The organism is Borreliella bavariensis PBi (assembly GCF_000196215.1).
Taxonomy (GTDB): domain Bacteria; phylum Spirochaetota; class Spirochaetia; order Borreliales; family Borreliaceae; genus Borreliella; species Borreliella garinii.
The window spans coordinates 80642-102803 of record NC_006156.1 but is presented as its reverse complement, the minus strand read 5'-3'; the positions used below and the strand labels follow the sequence as shown (position 1 = coordinate 102803).

Genomic DNA, 22162 nt, shown 5'->3' with positions numbered 1-22162 from the left:
TTATTTATAAATTAAGTAATTATGTGGAGGTTATAAAAGTGGAAAAAAAGTTTTTTTCTGGATTTATTCTCAGTTTTTTGGCTTTAGGTATTGGTTTTTTTATTGGAATGCATTACTTAGATTCTAATAGAAGCAATATTGTTTTTGCAGAAGAAAAAGACAATACAGTACAAGCCTTACAAGATTCTTTTAGGGAAGTTTCCAAGAAAATTTTATCATCGTCCGTAGAAGTTCATGCAACCGGGGTAATTAAACAGAGTTTTCCTATTCCATTTTTCTTTTTTGATATGCCAGAATTTGATTCTGAGAGAAAAAGCAATTGGGCAGGGTCTGGAGTAATAATTGGTAGGGATTCTCAAAAAAAATCATTATTTTATGTGGTTACAAATAGTCATGTAGTAGATAAGGCAACTGAACTTGAAGTTGTGTCTTATGATAAAAAAAAGCACAAGGCTAAGTTAATTGGCAAAGATGAAAAAAAAGATATTGCTCTTATTAGCTTTGAAAGTGATGATGCAACTATTAAAGTAGCTGATCTTGGAGATAGTGATAAGCTTGAAATAGGTGATTGGGTTATGGCAGTAGGTAGTCCTTTTCAATTTAGTTTTACAGTTACAGCAGGTATTGTAAGTGGATTACAACGCTCTGCAAATCCTAATTTACAATCAAGGAATTTATTTATTCAAACTGATGCTGCAATCAACAGAGGTAATTCAGGCGGTCCTCTTGTAAATATAAAAGGTGAAGTTATTGGAATTAATGCTTGGATAGCTTCAAATTCTGGAGGAAATATTGGGTTAGGTTTTGCAATTCCTGTTAATAATATTAAAAGTACTGTAGATTTTTTTCTTAAAGGTAAAAAAATTGAATCAGCATGGCTTGGAATTTCTTTTTATCCTTTAAAGACAAGAGATTCTGAAGTACTAAAAAGCTTAGGAGTTGAAGGTAAGGATGTTTCAGCTGCAATTATTGCCTCTCTTTATCCAGGTTCACCTGCCGTTAAGTCAGGGCTTAAAGCAGGCGATATTATTGTTAAGGTTAATGGGGTTTCTATGAGTGTTTTTCAAGATGTTACATCATATATTAGCGATTTTTATGCTGGTGAGAAAGTAAATGTAGAAATTTTAAGAGGTAATGTCAAAAAAAATATTGAGATTGTTCTTGCTGTTAGACCTAAGGATAAAGAACTTTCTTCTTCCAAAATGCTTCCAGGTTTTATTGTGTATCCATTAGTTGAGGATATTAAAGCTCAGCTTAATTTAAGAAATTGGATTAAAGGCGTTGTTGTTGATTATATTGATAAAAATTTAGCATCAAATATTAAGATGAAATCAGGAGATGTGATTCTTTCTGTAAATTCACAAAGTGTTTCTAATTTAAGAGAATTTTATGATGCTCTTAAGATTGGAAAAAATACTTATAAAATTTTAAGAGGAAATGATTCTTTTAAAATTTCGTTTTAGTAAATTTTAGTTTTGGGTTAAGAGTTAGTCTTAGCCCTTTTTTTGTTTTATGTATAATTTGTTAAGCTTTGTTTTAGATTGTAATTTTTTTATTTTGTGTAAATATTTATGTGTTAATTTACAACTAAAATATTTTGATTTAATATAATTTATTATTATTATTATTGGGAAGGAATAAGTTTAAATTATGAAAAAATATATTTCTTATGAAGAGATAAGAATTAATGGGTTTAAGCTTGCTTATAAAATTTATAAAGATGGATTTATTCCAGACATTATGTATGTTTCTTTGAGAGGGGGAGCCTATCTTGGAAATATTATTAGCGAATTTTTTAAATTTGTAAAAGCAGATAAACCCCTTTTATATGCCGCTGTTGTTGCCAGATCTTATGATATTTTTAATGAGCAGCAAAAAAAGATAATGATAGATGGTTGGACCTATGATCCAAAATATTTAAGGGCAGGCGATAAAGTTTTGTTTGTTGATGATATTTTTGATACGGGTCGTACTATTGTTTATTTAAGAGGTGAGGTTTTAAAAAAGGGTATAGAAAATAAAAATGTTAAAATAGCAGTTTACGATTATAAGGATCATGGATTTGTAGATTATATTCCTGATTATTATGTTAATAAATATACTAACCAAGAAGAATTAAATACTTGGATTCATTATGGAAATCATGAGCTTACAGGATTGAATGAAAGTGAATATAAGAATAGTTTTAGATATATAGATGATGAACTTAATGAGGTTTTAAAATTTTTGGCAAAAAACAAATCTTAATTATTGCTTTCTATATATTCTATTAAAGTGTATCCCTTTGTTTTTACCATTTTAATTATTATTCCTAGATTATCTTTTAATATTGGGCCTATTAGCAGATGAGTTTTTTCGGTTTTAATTGGATACTTATTAATATTTTTAATTGCTTCAAAGTTATCATTTTTATAGCTAGGATAAACTTTAACATAATGATTTGTTTTAAAATTTCTATTATTTGTGGTTTTTTGATTTATGTTATTGCTTAAATTCCTGTCAGGATAATTAATTTTCTTTGATTTTTGTATGTATATATTAGAATTTATGTTTTTTGCGTTGTTTGTATCTTTTTTAAAAACCGATTTTTTTTTGGCCTTTTTGAAGTTTGAATTTAAATCGTAAGTTTTAGATTTTTTTTTGATTTTTGTTTCTACGTTTGAAAATAATTCTAATTTATTGTTTGATTTTTCATCTTTTACTGGAAATAATCTTGTTAAAAAAAGAAAGAGTAGCATTAATTTGTAGAGTTTTATTAATCTCATTTCCTTTTATTTTATTAAAAATAAAGATTTTTAGGAGTTCTTGGGAATGGTATTGAATCTCTTATATTAGATATTCCCGTTGTGTATTGCACCAATCTTTCAAGTCCAAGTCCAAAACCAGAATGGGGAGTAGAACCAAATCTTCTTAGATCAAGATACCAGTTTAGATGCTCAATGTTTAGGTTTAATTCTTTTATTCTATTTTCTAATTTTTGCAAGTCATCTTCTCTTTCGCTTCCTCCTATAATCTCTCCAATTCTTGGAACAAGTATGTCCATTCCTTTGACGGTTTTATTGTCTTTGTTTATTTTCATGTAAAATGCTTTGAAATTTTTTGGATAATCAATGACTGCTATTGGTTTTTTAAAAATCTCCTCTGTTAAGTATCTTTCGTGATCTGTTTGCAAATCTATTCCCCAGCAAGGTTTTATTTCAAAATTTTTTTTTGAACTTTCAAGAATTTCAATTGCTTTAGTATAGGTAATAACTTCAAAATTGGAATTTATTACGTTTTCTAGTTTTTTAATTAAACCTTTTTCAATGTAATTTTCTAAGAAATCCATATCTTGTGAGCATTCGTTTAAAATTGAACTTAAAAGGTATTTTAAGAGATCTTCTGCTAGGCTAATATTGTCGTTAAGCTTGTAAAAAGCCATTTCCGGTTCTATCATCCAAAATTCTGAAGCGTGGCGTGTGGTGTTAGAATTTTCTGCTCGAAATGTTGGTCCGAATGTATATATTTTAGATAAAGCCATTGCATACGCTTCTCCGTGCAATTGACCGGTGACAGAGAGAAAAGCTTCTTTTCCAAAAAAATCGTCCTTGAAATCAATATTGCTAAGCGAATTGTTTGGTTTATTAAATTTTAGTGTGGAAACTCTAAACATTTCCCCAGCACCTTCCCCATCATTTGATGTAATTATTGGTGTATTAATATAAAAAAAACCATTTTTTTGGAAATATTCATGAATCTTGTATGAAATTTTATTTCTTACCCTAGCAATGGCTCCAAATGTATTGGTTCTTATTCTTAAATGAGGTATTTCTCTTAAGAATTCAAAAGTATGTCTCTTTTTTTGCAATGGGTAAGTTTTTGAATCTGCTTCTCCGATTACATTAAAACTATATATTTTTATTTCATAATTTTGTCCTTTTGCAGGACTTTCCACTAATAGGCCCGTTAACGATATACTTGCCCCTGTTGTTAGTTTTTTCAGATCTTTTTCAGTAAATTGATTTTCTTCTTCATTTATGACAGCTTGAATTCCTTTAAGCGTTGAGCCATCATTAATTTCTATAAATCCAATCTTACCATTACTTCTCTTAGTTCTAATCCAGCCGTTTATTGTAACATTGCTGTTTAAAATTGGATTTTCTAAAATATCTTTAATGCTTGAAAACATTTTATTTATCACCTTAAATACTTATTAATATTACTAAATCAATTTTATTATACCTTAAAACCTTTTTTAAAAAAACATTCAACAATTTTTATTATTTTAATTCTTGAAATTAACTTTGTTAATATTTATACTTTATTTTTTAGGGGTGATTATTATTTTGTAATGAAAAATTTCAAAGAAGTAATAATTGTTTTTGATTCAGGAATAGGGGGACTTTCTTATTTTAAATATATTAAAAATAAAATGGACGGATACCAATATGTTTATGTTGCCGACAATAAAAATTTTCCTTATGGAGAAAAGAGTTCAGAATATCTTTTAGAAGCAGTTTTGTATTTAATTGAGAAACTTAACAAAATCTATAATATTAGTGCATTAATTTTGGCTTGCAATACAATTTCTGTTAGTGTATACAATAAATTAAATTTTATTTTTCCAGTAGTCTATACTTTGCCAGAGGTAAGTTCAATTTCAGATCTTGTTTTAAAAAGAGTTCTTTTGATTGCAACAAATACTACCCTTGAAAGCAAATTTGTTAAAGATCAAGTGAATATGCATAATGATTTAATTATAAAAGCTGCTGGAGAGCTTGTTAATTTTGTTGAATATGGAGAGAAGTACAGAAAAGATGCTATTAGATGTTTGGAAGCCTTGAAATTTGAAGTTGTAAACACCGGTAGAGAAATTGTTTTTCTTGGGTGCACTCATTATTTGCATCTTAAGGCAATGATAGAAGATTTCTTAAAAATTCCTGTTTATGAGAATCGTGAATTAGTGGTACAAAGTCTTATTAGATCAATTAATTTTCCTCAATATAAAGACAGCTATTATAAAAATGATGTTGACCTTGTAGATGAGTTTTATTTGACTAAAAATGAAAATTTGACTTTTTATCAAAATTTTTGCAAGAAATATAATCTCCACTTTAAAGGAACGATAGTTTGAATTATCTTGAATTTGAGGTTATTTGGGGAGTTAATAATATATATTCTATTTTAGAACTTAAGAGTAAATTAATTTATGAAGGAATTTTTAAGGGTAAGATATTAGAAACAGGCTGTAAGGAGTATAGTCCTTTAGTTCCAGGGGATATAGTTTTAGGGTATGTTTATGGTTCTCGTAAAGTATATATTGATAAGCGAGTAAGTAGGAAAAATATTCTTTGGCGTTATAACAGAAAAGTAGATCTTAGGCAAGCAATTGTTTCTAATGTTGACAATGTTTTAATTGTAAATTCTGCTAACTTTCCTGAGATGAAAAATTTTTTTATCGACAGAGTCCTTGTTGTTGCAGAAGAGCAAAATATTGTTCCTGTTATTGTGATTAATAAAATTGATAAAGGAATAAGCCAGAGGGTTGAAGAATTTTCTGAAATTTATAAAAATCTAGGATACAGGGTTTTAAAAACCTCTGTTAAAACTTTTGAGGGCATTAAAGAAGTAAAAGAGATTTTAAGAAATTCAAGAACTTCCTTTATTGGCCAATCTGGTGTTGGTAAATCTTCTTTAATAAATTTGATTGATTCAAGAGCTTCTCAATCAGTAAATGAAATTTCAGAGAAGTATTCTAGGGGAAAACATACTACTGTTTATTCAATATCATTTCATTCTGAGAACTGGATAATAGTTGATACGCCCGGAATAAAGGAGTTTGGAGTTGAAACATTACCTTTTGAAAATCTTAAGTATTATTTTAAAGAGTTTGAAAATTTTGCTAGTTTTTGTAAATATAAATCTTGCTTACATGTTAGCGAGCCTCATTGTTCTGTTACGAATTCTTTAGGCAATGGTATTTCTAAACCCAGATACGAAAGTTATTTAAAGATTTTGTCAGAGCTAAAAAATTATAAAAATTATGCAAAATAAATATTTTAAAAATATTGACTTTTATGAAATTTTATCTTTAGTATCTAAATATGTTTCTAATCCAGACACCGTTAATTTACTAAATAATCAAGAAATATTAAAAACAAGGGAAAGTTTGGAGAAAATGTTTTCCTTTGTAAATATCATTAAAATGCTTTTTGAGAGTTGTAAAGGATATCCGAATTCTTTTATAAATAGCTTAGAATATTCCATTTCATTATTATCAAAAGAAAATTCAAGGGCTTCTATTGAAAATTTGAGAGATATTATGGGATTTTTAGATGAGGTTTTGAGAATAAATTTATTTTTACATAAAAATAGCGATATCAAAAATCTTAATGTTCAGATTTTATCCGATTTATTATTTTTAAGTCCAGAGCTAAAAAATTTGCTTAGTGAATTGAAAGAATATATAGATGTTGATACTCTTGAATTGAAAAGTGGTGTTGTAAAAGAGTATGATTCGATTGAATTTGAAATTAAAAATTTAAATAGACAAGTTGAAAAGCAGATAAAAAGAGTAATTAGCTTAAATTTAGAATATTTGGCTTCTAATATTGTTTATTATAAATCGAATAAATATACTCTTGCTCTTAAATCTAATTTTAAAGGTAAAATTAAGGGAAATGTTATTTCTGTTTCATCATCAGGTGAAACATTTTATATTGAACCAAATGATATTGTAAATTATAACAATAAGTTAAATTATTTAGATTTAGAAAAAAAAAGAATAATTTTAAAAATTTTACAAAATCTTTCTAGTAAAGTTCATAAGAACGTTCTTCTTTTAGATAATCTTTATAATAATTTTTTGTATTATGATTCTTTAAAAGCACGAGCGCTTTATGGAATCAAAACTAAGGGAATATTTCCTGAAATTTCAAATGTATTAAATATTTTTGATGCTCATCATCCTTTACTAAAGGATTCAAAGGCAATAACTTTTACCCCTGCTGAGAATCGTATTGTAATCATTACTGGTCCTAATGCTGGTGGGAAAACGGTAACTTTAAAGACAATTGGACTGCTTAGTGCAATGTTTCAATTTGGGATTCCTATTGTTGTTAGCGAATCTAGTACTTTTAAAATTTTTGATAACATTTTTATTGACATTGGAGATGATCAGTCAATTTCTAATTCTCTTTCAACTTTTTCAAGCCATATGAGTAATATTTCTTATATTCTAAAACATACTACAAAAAAAAGTCTTGTAATATTTGATGAATTTTGCTCAGGTACAGACATTGATCAAAGTCAAGCGCTTGCTATTTCAATTCTTGAATATTTAATTAATATTAATTCTTATGTTTTAATATCAACTCATTATAATGCTCTTAAATATTTTGCATATACTCATGAAGGCGTTATTAATGCTTCTATGCGGATGGATTTAGAGACGATGGAACCTAATTATAATTTAATTTTTTCCATTCCCGGTGAAAGTTATGCGTTTAATGTTGCCAGTAGGTTTTTGATTGACAGGAGTATAGTAATTCGTGCTAATGAAATTTATTCATCTCAAAAAACAGAAGTTAATAAAATTTTAGAAAGATTAGTAGAGAAAGAGAAAGATTTGCTTTCAATTAAAGAAAGCATGAATAAGAAATTAATCCAAATAGAATTACGAGAAAAAGAAGTAGAAAATATTTATCAAGATCTTTTATTAAAGGAAAAAAATATTGAAACAGAGCTTTTAAATGAGCAGAATGAATTTTTAAAAAATTCAAGAAAAGTTTTGGAAAATTTAGTTAGAGAAATAAAAGAGGGTAATGTTAATGTTGAAAAGAATAAAGCTTTTATATCAGATTTAGAAAAAAATATAGACTTTAAGTTAAATAAAGTAAATTCTCTTAATAGTAAGAGAAATATAGCGACAGATTTTAAAATAGGAGACAGGGTTAGAATAGTTAATTCTAATGCAAAAGGGAAAATAGTTGGAATTTCTAAAAAAAAGATTACTGTTAATGTAGGTGCTTTTAATGTTAGTGTTTCTAACTCGGAGATATCTTTAGAAAACTTTACAGAGCATAAAAAAGAGGGTGATAAAAATTTCAGTTTCTCAATTGATTATAATAAGGAAAACTTGTTAAGCTTTACTATTGATATTAGGGGTATGAGGTCTATTGATGCTCTAGACTTTTTGAATAAGAAAATAGATAATATTATATTAAATGGCATTAATAAATTTGAGATTATTCATGGAAAAGGGGAGGGTCATCTTATGAGGGAAGTTCATAATTTGTTAAAAGAGTTAAAGTTTATTAAAAAATATTATTTTGCTCATCCTAGTGATGGAGGAGCTGGAAAAACTATAGTTGAGATTTAATTTAAGTGAATATAGCAAAATTTAATGAATTTGAAAATATATTGTTTCACATTTGTCTTGATGTTGATTTTGTGCTTGAAGATGAATTTGGCAATTCTTATGATATTCATCCTAATAGACCTTTTAGAGGGAAGGCTGCAAACGGTTTATTGGATGGTCTTTTTAGTGTTACAACAACTTTTACATCAGGATATGGATCCAAGTTTGGAAGAGGTTATTTGATTATTATTGAAATATTGACTTTAAATTTTGTTGATGATGAATTTTGGAATAAGATAAATAGAAGAGGTATTGAAATCTTTAAAGAAGGGCTTAAAAATAAATTTCCAAGCAAAAATATCGATATAGTGCTTGATGGCAATGTTTATAAAATTATTGGGCAATTTTTTTAATGGTTTTGTTATTTATAATAATTGAGAATGAATATATTCTTTGAAGAAGTATTATTGTGCTAATTTGATATGTCTTATTAATATTATAAAGTTTTTGATACTAAGAATTATTGTATACTTTTTTAAAGTTTTGTTTGCAACAAGTGCTAAGTTATTATTTTTATATTGTATAATAAGGAGTTTTAATGCAATTTGAAGTAAAGGATCTGATAAATAAAATTAAAAAAGATGGACTTGAAGAAGCTGAGCGAATATCTAATGATATTATTTTTAAGGCTAAAAAAGAGGCAGAAGAAATAGTTGCTAGAGCAGAAGAAGCTGTCGGGGCATTAAAGGCAAAATCAGAAAAAGAAATTAATGATTATAAACGTCATGCCCTTGAAGCTTCTCGTCAGGCAATCAGAGATTTAATTATTGGAGTTGAGAAGAATCTTAAATCTCTTTTTGAAAATACTTTAAAAGATAATGTGGCGGAAGTTTTTAGTGATAATGATTTTTTATCAGAGCTTATAATTAAAATAACGGATTCTTGGATTAAAGAAGAAAAATTGGTTATTCAGTTAAATGAATCTGATTTTTCTGGCTTAGAACAGATATTAAGACTAAAACTTGGAAATAAGCTTAAGGAAGGGATAGAAATTAAACCTTTCAAAGGTATAAGCAAAGGATTTAAGATTCAAAAAAAGAATACTGGTTTGCAGTATGATTTTTCAGTAGAAACTATTGCAGACATTCTTTTTGATTATCTTAATCCAAGATTTAAGGAAGTTATAAAAGTGGTCTAGGAGACTTTTGTGTTGGATTCATATTATTATGTTTTATCTTCTTTGCCTTATATTGATTTAAAATCTTTAAAAAATTATAGTGTTTCAGATTTTTTGAATAATGTTGAAATTTCTTTAAGCAAAAAGGACTTTAATTTTTTAAAAGGCTTGCTAGAATTTAAGGTAGCTAAAGGCGAATCAAGAGTTTTTGATCTTTTTCTTGATTTTGAAGATACAATAAGATATACGCTTGCAGTTTTAAGGGCAGAAAAATTGGGGCTGTCTAAGGATTTTTATTTAGAATCTGCTTATTACTCGAGTTATTATCTAAGTATTTTAAGAAATATTTGTTTGAAAGAAAATTCTTTTGAAATAGAATTAAGTGTTGACCTTCTTAAGTGGCAATTTTTGACTGATCTTGAGATTGGGCATGAATTTGATTTTGAGAAAGTAATAATTTACTTTTTAAAGTTAAGGTTATTTTTAAGGCATAATTTATTTAAAGAAAAATTGGGTATTCAAAATTTTGACAATATTTGTCAAAATTTAATTGATAAAACTAGTGAAAAAGTTTAGAAAAGGAATTTCAATGAAGACAAAAGGAAAAGTCGTTGGAGTGAATGGTAACTTAGTTACTATTGAGGTGGAAGGTTCAGTTTCTATGAATGAAGTTTTATTTATAAAAACTGCTGGTAGAAATTTAAAAGCAGAAATAATTCGCGTTAGGGGCAATGAAGTTGATGCACAAGTTTTTGAATTGACAAAAGGGATATCTGTTGGAGATGTAGTTGAATTTACAGACAAGCTTTTAACAGTTGAATTGGGACCAGGTCTTTTAACCCAAGTGTATGATGGGCTTCAAAATCCTTTGCCTGAACTGGCTATTCAATGTGGATTTTTTTTAGAAAGGGGAGTTTATTTAAGACCCTTGAATAAAGATAAGAAATGGAATTTTAAAAAAACTGCTAAAGTTGGAGATAGTGTTATTGCAGGAGATTTTTTAGGCTTTGTAATTGAAGGAACTGTCCACCATCAAATAATGATTCCATTTTATAAAAGAGATTCTTATAAAATTGTAGAGATTGTAAATGATGGAAACTATTCGATTGATGAGCAAATTGCTGTAATTGAAGATGATTCTGGCATGAAGCATAGTATTACAATGTCTTTTCATTGGCCTGTTAAAATTCCTATTACTAATTATAAGGAACGACTTATTCCTAGCGAGCCTATGTTGACTCAAACTAGAATTATAGATACATTTTTTCCAGTTGCCAAAGGAGGAACTTTTTGTATTCCAGGTCCTTTTGGAGCTGGAAAAACAGTTCTTCAGCAAGTTACAAGTCGAAATGCTGATGTTGATATAGTGATTATTGCAGCTTGTGGTGAACGAGCAGGAGAGGTGGTAGAAACTCTTAAGGAGTTCCCTGAGTTGATAGATCCAAAAACTGGTAAATCTTTGATGGATAGAACTTGTATTATTTGTAATACAAGTTCTATGCCAGTTGCAGCTAGAGAAGCCTCTGTTTATACCGCTATTACTATTGGTGAATATTATAGGCAGATGGGTCTTGATATTCTTCTTTTAGCAGATTCAACTTCAAGATGGGCTCAGGCTATGAGAGAAATGTCTGGTCGCCTTGAAGAAATTCCTGGCGAGGAGGCTTTTCCAGCTTATCTTGAGTCTGTTATTGCTTCCTTTTATGAAAGGGCAGGCATTGTAGTTCTTAATAATGGCGATATTGGATCTGTAACAGTTGGTGGTTCTGTAAGTCCTGCTGGTGGTAATTTTGAAGAGCCAGTTACTCAAGCAACCTTGAAGGTTGTAGGAGCATTCCATGGACTTACAAGAGAAAGGTCTGATGCTAGGAAATTTCCAGCTATTAGCCCTCTTGAATCTTGGAGTAAATATAAAGGTGTTATTGATTCTAAAAAGGCAGAATATGCAAGATCTTTTTTAGTAAAAGGTAACGAAATTAATCAAATGATGAAAGTTGTTGGGGAAGAGGGTATAAGTAGTGAAGATTTTTTAATTTATTTAAAATCTGAACTGCTTGATTCGTGTTATTTGCAACAAAATTCATTTGATTCTGTTGATGCTGCTGTTAGTTCAGAGCGTCAAAATTATATGTTTGATATAGTTTATAACATTCTTAAAACCAACTTTGAGTTTTCTGATAAGCTTCAAGCAAGAGATTTTATGAATGAATTAAGGCAAAATCTTTTAGACATGAATCTTTCTTCTTTTAAAGATTATAAATTTAATAAATTGGAGCAGGCTTTGAGTGAATTAGTAAATTTAAAAAAGGTAATTTAAGGGGTTTGGAGAAATATATATATGAAAAGAGTCTATAGTAAAATAGAGTGTATAGCAGGCAATGTAATAACTGTTACAGCTCAAGGTATTAAGTATGGTGAGCTTGCCATTGTGAAAGCAAAAGATACAAGTTCTCTAGCCGAAGTAATTAAGCTTGATCGAGAAAAAGTTTCTCTTCAAGTTTATGGTGGAACAAGAGGTATTTCCACATCAGACGAGATAAAGTTTTTAGGGCATTCAATGCAAGTTTCATTTTCTGACAATTTGCTTGGCAGAATTTTTGATGGTTCTGGAAATCCTAGGGATGGAGGCCCTTCTCTTGATGATAATTTGATTGAAATTGGGGGGCCTTCTGCAAATCCTGCAAAACGCATTGTTCCTAGAAATATGATAAGAACGGGGCTTCCAATGATAGATGTTTTTAATACTCTTGTTGAATCTCAAAAATTACCAATCTTTTCTGTTTCTGGCGAGCCTTATAATGAGCTTCTTCTTAGAATTGCACTTCAAGCAGAGGTTGATTTGATAATTCTCGGCGGAATGGGACTTAAACATGATGATTATTTAACTTTTAAAGATTCTTTAGAAAAAGGAGGTGCTTTAAGTAGAACAATTTTTTTTGTTCATACTGCTAATGATTCTGTTGTTGAATCTTTAACTGTTCCTGATATTTCTCTTTCTGTTGCTGAAAAGTTTGCTCTTAAGGGTAAAAAAGTTTTAGTGCTTCTTACAGACATGACAAATTTTGCTGATGCAATGAAAGAAATATCTATTACGATGGAGCAAGTGCCTTCTAATAGAGGTTATCCTGGAGATTTATATTCTCAGCTTGCATATCGTTATGAGAAAGCTATTGATTTTGAAGGTGCAGGATCGATTACAATACTTACGGTTACAACTATGCCGGGTGACGATGTTACTCATCCTGTTCCTGATAATACTGGATATATTACAGAAGGTCAGTACTATTTAAAGGGTGGCAGAATAGAACCTTTTGGATCGCTTTCAAGACTTAAGCAAATGGTAAATGGTAGGACAAGAGACGATCACAGAACTATAATGGACTCAATGATTAAGCTTTATGCATCTTCAAAAGATTCTGTAGAAAAGAAGGCTATGGGATTTAATATGACCAAGTGGGATGAAAAATTGCTCAAGTATAGCAATATGTTTGAAAGTAAGATGATGGATTTATCTGTTAATATCCCCTTGGAAGAGGCTTTAGATTTAGGTTGGGATATTCTTGCTAGTTGTTTTAGTCCAAAAGAAACGGGAATAAAAACGGACCTTATCGAAAAATATTGGCCTAAAAAAGAGACTAGTTGATTATGCCTAAAATTAAATTGACCAAAAATGATCTTAAAAAGCAAAAAGATGAACTTAAAATGTTTAAGAGATATTTGCCTACTTTGCAGCTTAAAAAACAGCAGCTTTATATGGAAATTGTTAGAATTGAGAATTCTTATAGAATTAAAAATCTTGAGCAACAAAAACTTAAAGATAGTATTTCTAATTGGATTTCTCTTTTTAGTGAAAAATTTCCTTTTGAGAGTTGGATTCAAGTAAAAACAGTGATCAAAAAGTCTGTAAATATTGCGGGGGTTGCAATTCCTATATTTGACTCTATTGAATATGAAGACATAAGGCATGATTTACTTTTTACTCCTTATTGGGTAGATAAGGGGATTGAAACTCTTAAAATTGTGATTCAAATTAATGTAGAACTTGAAATTTTAAAAAAACAGATTGATTTGCTTTTAAAAGAGTTTCGAGTAACATCTCAGAGAGTTAATTTATTTGAGAAAGTTATGATACCAACAGCTAAGGCTAATATAAAAAAAATTAATATATATCTTGGAGATCAGCAAACAGCGGCTGTTGTAAGAGGTAAAATTGCTAAGTCTAATTTGATTAAAAAAAAATAGGAACAAGCTTATGATTGTAAAAATGAAAAAAGTTTTACTTTTGACTTTATCAAAATATAAAAAAGAATCATTAGAAATTTTAAGAGATTTTGGAGCAGTTCATATTAACTTTTGCAATAAAAATTCAGATTCTTTAAAAAAAAGCATTGATAATCGGCGAATTTTATTGCAAGCTTTTTCGCTACTTAGAGAAGATGGAAGCGTTAAGGCTTTGAAATCTTCTAATGGAAATTTTTTAGATATTGCAAAAAGCATAGTCAATTTAGGTAATGAGATTAAAGAATTTCAAGATATTAAACGATCTTTATTGCATGAAAGGAATTTGATTTCCGTTTGGGGAAATTTTTCTTTAGAGTACATTAACAAATTGAAAGAATCCAACATTTATATTCAATTTTTTAAAATCCAAAAAAGTGAATATAAAAATTTATTAAGAGATCCTAATGTTGATGTGCTTTTAATTGAAAATGTAAAAAACACTTCTTATTTTGTGAGTGTTGGTGAGTTTGAGCAAAAAATTGCAATTGCTGATGAATTTAAGTTTAATTTTGATCTTGATTATATTAATAATAAATTAAAGGTTGTTGATGAGATTTTAGATCAAAAATTGACTCAAATTTCTCTTTTTAATAAATACATTGATATTTTAAGAGATGAGATAAAAAATTACGATCAAATTGTAGAGTTTGAGCAAGTTTTAGCTGATATGCAAACTGATTTTGAAGATTTTTCATATATTACGGGATTTGTTCCAGCCGAAAGTCAAGAATCTCTTAAAAGCTCAGTTTTAAAAGCAGGCTTTGCAGTGCAATTTGCAGATCCTGAAGAAAATGATATTATTCCAACCTATATAAAAAGAAAAGGAATTGCCAATTTAGCTGCACCTATTTTTAATATTTTAGAGACAATTCCTGGATACAAAGAAAGGGATATAAGTTTTATTTTTATGTTATTTTTCTTTGTATTTTTTGGTATGATAATAGGTGATGCAGCTTATGGAGTGATATTTTTTTTGATAGGAATTTTGCTTAGTTTGAGTTTTATCCTTAAAGGGAAGCCTTTAACCCCAGTTCATGGGTTAATATTTTATCTTAGTGTATCATCGATACTTTATGGCTCTATGACTGGAACTTGGTTTGGCAGTCCTTTAATCCTTGAAATGTTTCCTATTTTGAATTCTTTTAAAGTTAGTTATTTGACAGATAAAAATAGTGTACAAAATATTATTTTTATTTGCTTTTCAATAGGAGTTTTGCAAATTTCATTGGCTCATGCTTGGAATTTTTTAAGACAAGTAAAAGAAAAGCCCTATATCCATTCAATTGCACAAATTGGTTGGCTTATAGGTATCGCTGGCCTTTATTACCTTGTTTTGAATTTAATACTCAGTCAATCTCGATTTCCCATGTATAATGCTGTTTATTATGCAATATACATGGGCGTTGCGCTTGTATTTGTTTTTGGTAAACAAGATGGTTCAAATTTTTTTAAGTGTATATTGAAAAGTTTTGGAGGTATTATAGAACAGTTTTTAACTACTGTGTCGGGGTTTGCAGATATAATATCTTATATTAGACTTTTTGCAGTTGGACTTGCAGGACTTTCAATCTCAGCAAGTTTTAATGCTATGTCAATGCCTTTATTAAAATCTTCTAATATTGGTTTTATAGCAGCTGGGATTATTGTTATACTTTTTGGGCATGTTTTAAATATAATGTTATCTTTACTTTCAGTAATTGTTCATGGGGTAAGGCTTAATATGCTTGAATTTTCAAACCATTTAGGGCAAGAGTGGAGCGGATATGCTTATAAGCCTTTTAGAAAAATAAAAAAATAAATAAAAAGGAGTATTTATGGATATAGGTTTAATAGGAGTTAATTCAGCTTTGACAATTTCAGCAATAGGTTCTGCGTTGGGTATGGGAGCAGCAGGTAGTGCTGCTATTGGAGCATGGAAGAGATGTTATATGCAAGGAAAGCCAGCACCATTTTTATTGATTGTTTTTGTTTCAGCACCATTGACTCAAATAATATATGGATATATTTTAATGAACACTTTATATGAGGTGATGATGCAGACAAATCCATGGTTGTTACTTGGAGCTGGTATTGGTGGTGGTTTTGCGATTGCTGTTTCTGGATTTGCTCAAGGTAAAGCGGCAGCAGGCGCTTGTGATGCTTTTTCTGAGACCGGAAAAGGGTTTGCTACATACCTATTAGTTTTAGGATTAATAGAATCTGTTGCTCTTTTTGTAATGGTATTTTTAATGATATTTAAGTTTGTTTAATTTTTATTTATTATTTCTTTTAATATTAAATTTTCTCGTAATTTATGAGTTAATTTAATATGTTTGTTATTATGAGAAATTTGGTTTTATTTTTTTTTGCTTTGCCTTTTTCTATTTCTTTGATTTCTTCAAGTAATAAAAATTTTCCGTATTGGATTTTACTTGAAAAAGGTAGACAATTCCTTTATTCAAAATCTGAATTTAGTAAGTCCAATCTTACACATGCTATTAATTATTTGCAGGAAGCTTTGCTTAGAAAAGGTGTTTATCCCGAAGCTAGCTATTATTTGTCAGTAGCCTATGGTATGTCTGGCAATGCTGTTCTTGAAAAATTAAATCTTTACAAGTCTTTTGAAGACAAAGATTATTTACTAGATGAATCTTTTGAAAAAAAAATACTTTTTTCTTTAGCCAAAATGGCTGAACTTGAGAATAATTATGTTGATACGATTGATTATTTAAATGACATATTAAATAAGTTTTCAACTAAAAAAGATTATTATAGTTATCATGATTATTCTCAAGGTGAAAATAGTATACCAAACAATAAGTTTAATATTTCATTTTATTTAACTTCTTATTTAAAACAAGTAAGGGGAGCTTTTGGCATTGATTTTACTTTTAATCTTTACAGATTTAAGAACTACAATGTTATTGATACTCATCAATTATTGTCAAAAGTTTATTTACGTTTAAGTGCTTATGAACTTTCAATTACTCATGGACTTATAGCTGCAGTAGGGATTTTAACAAGAATGTATGATTATGTTTGTTATTATGAACCTGTTTATCAGTTTAGGAATTTAAGGTCTTTTGTTCAAAAAATTAATGAGTATAAGGCAATAAAAAATGCTTTTGAATCTACAGATTTTTGGGAAATAGTTTATAATGTTGCTGTTGCTACTTATGCATATTCTAATGGTAAGTATAGATTTAGATCAATAGATACTTGGAAATTAATAGTGGATCTTGCGCCAAAATTTTCTCCTTATATTACGAAATCAAGAAGTCAAATTAAAAATTCTGTATTTAAAAAAAAGGGTTAATTTTTAAATCTTGATTTGTAGTTCAAGGGGGGAGTGAGTATTAGTATTCGTAAGAAAAATTTTTGCATTATTGCACACATTGATCATGGTAAATCGACATTAGCCGATCGATTTATTCAAAAGGCTAAAATAATATCTGATCGTGATTTTAAAAGTCAAATGCTTGACAGCATGGAGATTGAGCGAGAAAGAGGAATTACAATAAAAAGTCAAGTAGTAACAATCACCTATAAAAGCAATGATGGTGATTGTTATGAGTTAAATTTTGTAGATACCCCAGGTCATGTTGATTTTTCTTATGAAGTCTCAAGAGCAATTTCATCTTGTGAGGGTGCTCTTTTATTAATTGATGCAAGTCAGGGAATACAAGCTCAGACAGTTTCTAATTTTTATATGGCTTTTGAGCATGATTTAGAAATTATTCCTGTTATTAATAAGATAGATCTTCCAAATGCTAATATTGATTTTGTAAAAAAGCAAATAAAAAATGATTTAGGATTAAATGAAGAAATTGCTATTTCGATTTCTGCTAAGAATGGAATAGGAATTGATGATTTGCTTGAAGCTATTTGTAAGCATGTGCCATCTCCTAGAGGAAGTATTAAGGATCCATTAAGAGCATTAATTTTTGATTCACATTATGATTCTTATAGAGGAGTTGTTGTTCACTTTAGGATTTTTGAAGGACAAATCAAGACAGGCGATAAGATTAGATTAATGCATACTAATAGTGAGCATTTAATTGAAGAGATTGGAGTTTTTAAAATATCTCTTGAAAGAAAGGATAGATTAGAAGCAGGAGATGTTGGATATTTTATTGCAGGAATAAAAAATATATCAGATGTGAAGATCGGAGATACAGTAACTCTTTGTGATTGTCCCGCATTATCTCCTCTTGAGGGATTTAAAGAGGTTAAGCCTGTAGTGTTTTCTTCAGTATATCCTGTTGATGCTAATCAATATGATGATCTTTTAAAGGCAATGGATAGATTAAAGCTTAATGATGCATCGTTAACATTTGAAAAAGATTCATCATCAGCTCTTGGACATGGTTTTAAGTGCGGATTTCTTGGTCTTTTGCATTTAGAGGTTATTCAAGAACGTATTGAGCGTGAATTTGATTTAAATGTAATATTGACTTCTCCTTCTGTTAGATACAAAATAATTCCTAAAAAGGGAGAATCTTATTTTATTGAAAGTCCTGAGCAATTTCATGGAAATGAAGCTATTGAAGGTGTTCTTGAGCCTTATATTAGAGCTAATATAATTGTTCCTACAGAATTTTTAGGAAACATTATGAGTGTGTGTTTATTGAAAAGAGGAGTACAGACAAGCTTAATTTATCTTGATACTAAGCGTGTTGAACTTATTTATAAAATGCCTCTTTCTGAAATCCTTTTTGATTTTTATGACAAGATTAAATCTGTTAGTCGAGGATATGCTTCTTTTGATTATGAACTTTTAGATTATGAATATACGGATTTAGTAAGATTAGATATATTGGTTAATGGGGATAGGGTTGATGCACTGTCTCAATTGGTTTTTAAAGATAGTGCAAAAACTAAGGCTATTGGGATTTGTAAAAAGTTGAAAGATGAAATAGCAAGGCAGCAATTTAAAATAGCTATTCAAGGTGCTATTGGCTCTAATGTTATTGCTCGAGAGACAATCTCTCCTGTTAGAAAAGATGTTACTGCCAAGTGTTATGGCGGTGATATTACTCGTAAGCGAAAACTTTTGGAAAAGCAGAAAGAAGGTAAAAAACGAATGAAAATGGTGGGAAATGTTGAGATTCCACAGCGCGCTTTTCTTGCGGTTCTGAAATCTAATGATAATTAAATATGTTTTTAATTTTTAAGGGTATGTGATTGGCAAAGCCCTTAAAAATGCGATAAAATATTTTTATCATTACTTATTTAAAATTAATTGTATTGTAGTTTAAATTTATATGGGAGTAATTTATGCTTAAGTCTAATAAAGTTGTTCTTATTGGAGCTGGTGGGGTGGGTTCAAGCTTTGCTTATGCTTTGACAATAGACAATTCGCTTGTACATGAACTAGTAATTATTGATGTTAATGAAAATAAAGCAAAAGGTGAGGTCATGGACCTTAATCATGGCCAAATGTTTTTAAAGAAGAATATTAATGTATTGTTTGGGACTTACAAAGATTGTATTAACGCAGATATTGTTGTAATTACAGCAGGACTTAATCAAAAGCCTAGTGAAACAAGACTTGATTTGGTTGATAAAAATTCTGAAATTTTTAAGGATATTATAACCAATGTTGTATCTAGTGGATTTGATGGTATTTTTGTCATTGCAAGTAATCCTGTAGATATTATGACTTATGTTACAATGAAATATTCTAAATTTCCTATTCACAAGGTTATTGGCACTGGTACTATTCTTGATACTTCAAGGCTTAGATATTTTTTAAGTGATCGTTTAAATGTGAACACTCAAAATATACATTCATATATTATGGGTGAACATGGTGATAGTTCTTTTGCTACTTGGGATGAAACAAAAATAGCAATGAAGCCTTTATCAGAATACCTTGCTGAAGGCAAAATAACTGAGATAGAGCTTGATGAAATTCATAAAAAGGTTGTGAATGCTGCTTATGAGGTTATTAAGCTCAAGGGAGCAACCTATTATGCTATTGGACTTGGTATTAAGAATATTGTAAATGCAATAATTGGAGATCAGAATATTATTCTTCCAATATCTTCTTATATTAATGGTCAGTATGGGGGATTAGTTAAAGACATTTACATTGGAGCGCCTGCCATAGTTTGTAAAGAAGGAGTCAAAGAAGTTTTAAACTTTAAGATAAGTCCTAAAGAGCTTGAGAAGTTTAACAGTTCTGCTAATCAGCTTAAAAGCTATATTGATAAAATAGAATTTTAGTTTAAAGACCCCAAATATTTTAGGGGTTTTTATTTTTCAAGCATATTTTCTCCGTTTTTTCTATGCTCAATTGCCTCGAGTAAAGCTTCTCTTGAAATATTTTTTTCTTCCTTTAAATCGGAGATTGTTCTTGCAATTTTTAGTATTGAATGTGTTGCTCTTGAAGATATGTTTAGTTTGTTTAGAATATAAATCAAATCATTTTTTAAGATTGCACTTAATTCGCAAAATTTTTCAATGTGATCAGAATTAAGATCAGAATTTTTATTTATGTTTGCAAAATTTTCGTATCTTATATTTTGAATGTTTCTTGCTTTTATTATTCTTCGTTTTATTTCACTTGAACTTTCGCTTGTTTCTCCGAATAATTTTTCATTATTAATCGCTCTTGTTGAGACCCTAATATCAATTCTATCAAGCATTGCAGCTCCAAGTTTTTTCCAATAATTTGAAATTTCTTATTGTAAGCAAAAACAATCTGTGTTTTTTTTGCCAAGATTTCCACAAGGGCAAAGATTCATTGCAAGCATTAGTTGGAAATTGGCCGGGTATTTGAATAATTTAAAACTTGCTCTTGAGATTGAAATTGATTTATCTTCAATAGGTTCACGTAAAGATTGTAAGATGGATTTTTTAAATTCTAAAGCTTCATCTAGAAATAATACTCCATTGTGGGCAAGAGACACTTCACCAGGCAAAGGATTAGGCCCCCCTCCAATTATTCCTTCTTTACTGGCAGTATGGTGAGGATTTCTAAAAGGTCTTTGTTTTATTATCTTTCTGTCTATTAATTTTCCTGATATTGACCATATTCTATTTGTTTCTATAAGCTCTTTGTTTGTAAGTGGAGGAAGAATAGATTGGGCACACTTAATACTAAGTGTTTTTCCACTTCCAGGCGGACCAAATAACATAATATTATGTCCACCAGCAATTGCTATTTCAATTGCTCTTTTTACTCTTTGTTGTCCTTTTATATTTTTAAAGTCATAATCTAAAACATAATCTTGTTCAATTACTGCTTGTGGTTTAATATCTGTTCTTGGAGGAAGTATATTGTCTTTTAATTGTTCTATTATGTTTAGAGTTTCTTTTAAATCTTTAACACTCCAAATATTCAAGCCATCTATTAGATAAGCTTCTTCTAAATTTTCAAAGGGAACTATTGCAAATTTTATTTTCTTTTCTTTAGCAAGAGCAACGGCTGGTAAAACTGCTTTTATTGATCTTATTTTGCCATCTAATTGCAATTCTCCTAATATTAAAATTTCTAAATTTTTATTATTTTTGTTTCCTTTGATTTTAATGATGCCAATAACAATCGAAAGGTCAAGAGCTGTTCCAAGCTTTTTAATTCCAGCTGGTGCAAGATTTATTAATATTCTATCTTTAGGGAAATTAAAATTTGAATTCTTTATAGCTGATTTTACCCTTTCTCTTGATTCTTTAATTTCGCTTCCAGCAAGTCCTACAATATCAATTCCAGGAATTCCTTTTTTAATGTCTATTTCAATCTCAATTAGCTCTCCTTCATATCCGATTGATGAGTGTGAATGGATTTTTATCTAATAGTTCTCCTTAAAGGCTTATAGTTTACCAAACTATCTTTTAATGATTTGTATGGCAGTAAGAAACAGTCTTTTCTATTTGTATTTGTAAATATGTTAAAAATTTTTAAACTTGTGTCAATTTCTTCTAGATTTGCAAAATCACCGTTTATCACTTTTTGTACTAAGCTTAGGATTTCGGATTTTGGTTTATTATTGCACAATTTGTTTAAAGCGTTGGCACTTGCAAGTAAGATCATACATCCAGATGCATAATGTTTTAAATTAAATTTTCCGTTATTTGCTTCTATTATTTGGAATAAAATTTGATCTCCACATTTAGATTGATGTTTTAAATTTTGGTTTGTTTTTATTTTATGTATTATGTAATTATTTACTTTGCTAAGCTTTATTAATTTTTTTTTAATTTCTTCAGTGAGCATAATTTTATTTTATTTTCTTTAATTTATTAAATCAATAATAAAAAATAATATGAAGATTTTTAAATAAAAATTTTTTAAAACATAGCTTAAATTGTTTTTAGACTTTTAAAGATTGAAATAATGCTTATTAATCCTAAAATTAAAGTTAATCAAAAAGAAAGATTTTTGA

General features: G+C 29.0%; 19 protein-coding genes and 1 pseudogene. 16 read left to right on the top strand and 4 right to left on the bottom strand.

The features are described 5' to 3' along the window. The first annotated feature begins 38 nt into the window (after nt 1-38). Nucleotides 39-1463, top strand: coding sequence for a DegQ family serine endoprotease HtrA (gene htrA / locus BG_RS00505; RefSeq protein ID WP_011193456.1), 1425 nt, complete (start codon nt 39-41; stop codon nt 1461-1463). A 187-nt stretch (nt 1464-1650) separates the two neighbouring features. After that, a complete protein-coding gene (locus BG_RS00500) occupies nt 1651-2247 on the top strand; it encodes a phosphoribosyltransferase (RefSeq protein WP_004792163.1) in 597 nt (198 codons plus the stop codon). On the opposite strand, the gene BG_RS00495 is transcribed toward BG_RS00500, so the two are convergent. Both BG_RS00495 and asnS read right to left on the bottom strand, forming a co-directional pair. Beyond that, nucleotides 2244-2765, bottom strand: coding sequence for a hypothetical protein (locus BG_RS00495; protein WP_011193455.1), 522 nt, complete (start codon nt 2763-2765; stop codon nt 2244-2246). The genes BG_RS00500 and BG_RS00495 overlap by 4 nt on opposite strands. A 14-nt stretch (nt 2766-2779) precedes the next feature. Next, nucleotides 2780-4168: an asparagine--tRNA ligase gene (asnS, locus tag BG_RS00490; RefSeq protein ID WP_011193454.1), complete on the bottom strand. Its 1389-nt coding sequence runs from the start codon at nt 4166-4168 to the stop codon at nt 2780-2782. A 162-nt stretch (nt 4169-4330) separates the two neighbouring features. On the opposite strand from asnS, the gene murI reads away from it, so the two are divergent. From murI to BG_RS00420, 14 genes are all read left to right on the top strand, one after another. Then, nucleotides 4331-5113: a glutamate racemase gene (gene murI, locus BG_RS00485; RefSeq protein ID WP_011193453.1), complete on the top strand. Its 783-nt coding sequence runs from the start codon at nt 4331-4333 to the stop codon at nt 5111-5113. Next, nucleotides 5110-6033, top strand: a complete 924-nt coding sequence (gene rsgA, locus BG_RS00480; RefSeq protein ID WP_011193452.1) for a ribosome small subunit-dependent GTPase A — start codon at nt 5110-5112, stop codon at nt 6031-6033. Before murI ends, rsgA begins: the two co-directional genes overlap by 4 nt. Next, complete coding sequence (locus BG_RS00475; RefSeq protein WP_011193451.1) at nt 6023-8359, top strand: endonuclease MutS2; 2337 nt, start codon at nt 6023-6025, stop codon at nt 8357-8359. Before rsgA ends, BG_RS00475 begins: the two co-directional genes overlap by 11 nt. Before the next feature lie 5 nt (nt 8360-8364). Beyond that, complete coding sequence (locus BG_RS00470; RefSeq protein WP_011193450.1) at nt 8365-8751, top strand: hypothetical protein; 387 nt, start codon at nt 8365-8367, stop codon at nt 8749-8751. Between the two features lie 185 nt (nt 8752-8936). Further along, the gene (locus tag BG_RS00465; protein WP_011193449.1) at nt 8937-9536 is read left to right on the top strand and encodes a V-type ATP synthase subunit E; all 600 of its coding nucleotides are present in this window, start codon (nt 8937-8939) and stop codon (nt 9534-9536) included. 9 nt (nt 9537-9545) lie between these two features. After that, nucleotides 9546-10091, top strand: a complete 546-nt coding sequence (locus tag BG_RS00460) for a hypothetical protein (protein WP_011193448.1) — start codon at nt 9546-9548, stop codon at nt 10089-10091. A 13-nt stretch (nt 10092-10104) separates the two neighbouring features. After that, complete coding sequence (locus BG_RS00455; protein WP_011193447.1) at nt 10105-11832, top strand: V-type ATP synthase subunit A; 1728 nt, start codon at nt 10105-10107, stop codon at nt 11830-11832. Nucleotides 11833-11853: 21 nt separating this feature from the next. Next, complete coding sequence (locus BG_RS00450) at nt 11854-13158, top strand: V-type ATP synthase subunit B (protein ID WP_011193446.1); 1305 nt, start codon at nt 11854-11856, stop codon at nt 13156-13158. A 2-nt stretch (nt 13159-13160) separates the two neighbouring features. Continuing rightward, nucleotides 13161-13757, top strand: coding sequence for a V-type ATP synthase subunit D (locus tag BG_RS00445; RefSeq protein ID WP_011193445.1), 597 nt, complete (start codon nt 13161-13163; stop codon nt 13755-13757). A gap of 10 nt (nt 13758-13767) precedes the next feature. Beyond that, a complete protein-coding gene (locus BG_RS00440) occupies nt 13768-15594 on the top strand; it encodes a V-type ATP synthase subunit I (protein ID WP_011193444.1) in 1827 nt (608 codons plus the stop codon). Between the two features lie 16 nt (nt 15595-15610). Next, a complete protein-coding gene (locus BG_RS00435; protein ID WP_002556692.1) occupies nt 15611-16045 on the top strand; it encodes an ATP synthase subunit C-like protein in 435 nt (144 codons plus the stop codon). Nucleotides 16046-16116: 71 nt separating this feature from the next. Then, nucleotides 16117-17091 carry a hypothetical protein gene (locus BG_RS00430; RefSeq protein ID WP_044007948.1) on the top strand — a complete coding sequence of 325 codons (975 nt, stop codon included), beginning with the start codon at nt 16117-16119 and terminating at the stop codon, nt 17089-17091. 33 nt (nt 17092-17124) lie between these two features. Next, complete coding sequence (gene lepA / locus BG_RS00425) at nt 17125-18930, top strand: translation elongation factor 4 (protein ID WP_011193442.1); 1806 nt, start codon at nt 17125-17127, stop codon at nt 18928-18930. Nucleotides 18931-19052: 122 nt separating this feature from the next. Then, on the top strand, nt 19053-20003 hold the full coding sequence (locus BG_RS00420; RefSeq protein ID WP_011193441.1) for an L-lactate dehydrogenase: 951 nt from the start codon (nt 19053-19055) through the stop codon (nt 20001-20003). A 29-nt stretch (nt 20004-20032) separates the two neighbouring features. On the opposite strand, the pseudogene BG_RS00415 reads toward BG_RS00420, so the two are convergent. Next, a pseudogene (locus tag BG_RS00415) lies at nt 20033-21568 on the bottom strand (YifB family Mg chelatase-like AAA ATPase). Further along, on the bottom strand, nt 21565-21993 hold the full coding sequence (locus BG_RS00410; RefSeq protein WP_011193437.1) for an iron-sulfur cluster assembly scaffold protein: 429 nt from the start codon (nt 21991-21993) through the stop codon (nt 21565-21567). The pseudogene BG_RS00415 and the gene BG_RS00410 overlap by 4 nt, the downstream one beginning before the upstream one ends. Nucleotides 21994-22162 lie beyond the last annotated feature (169 nt).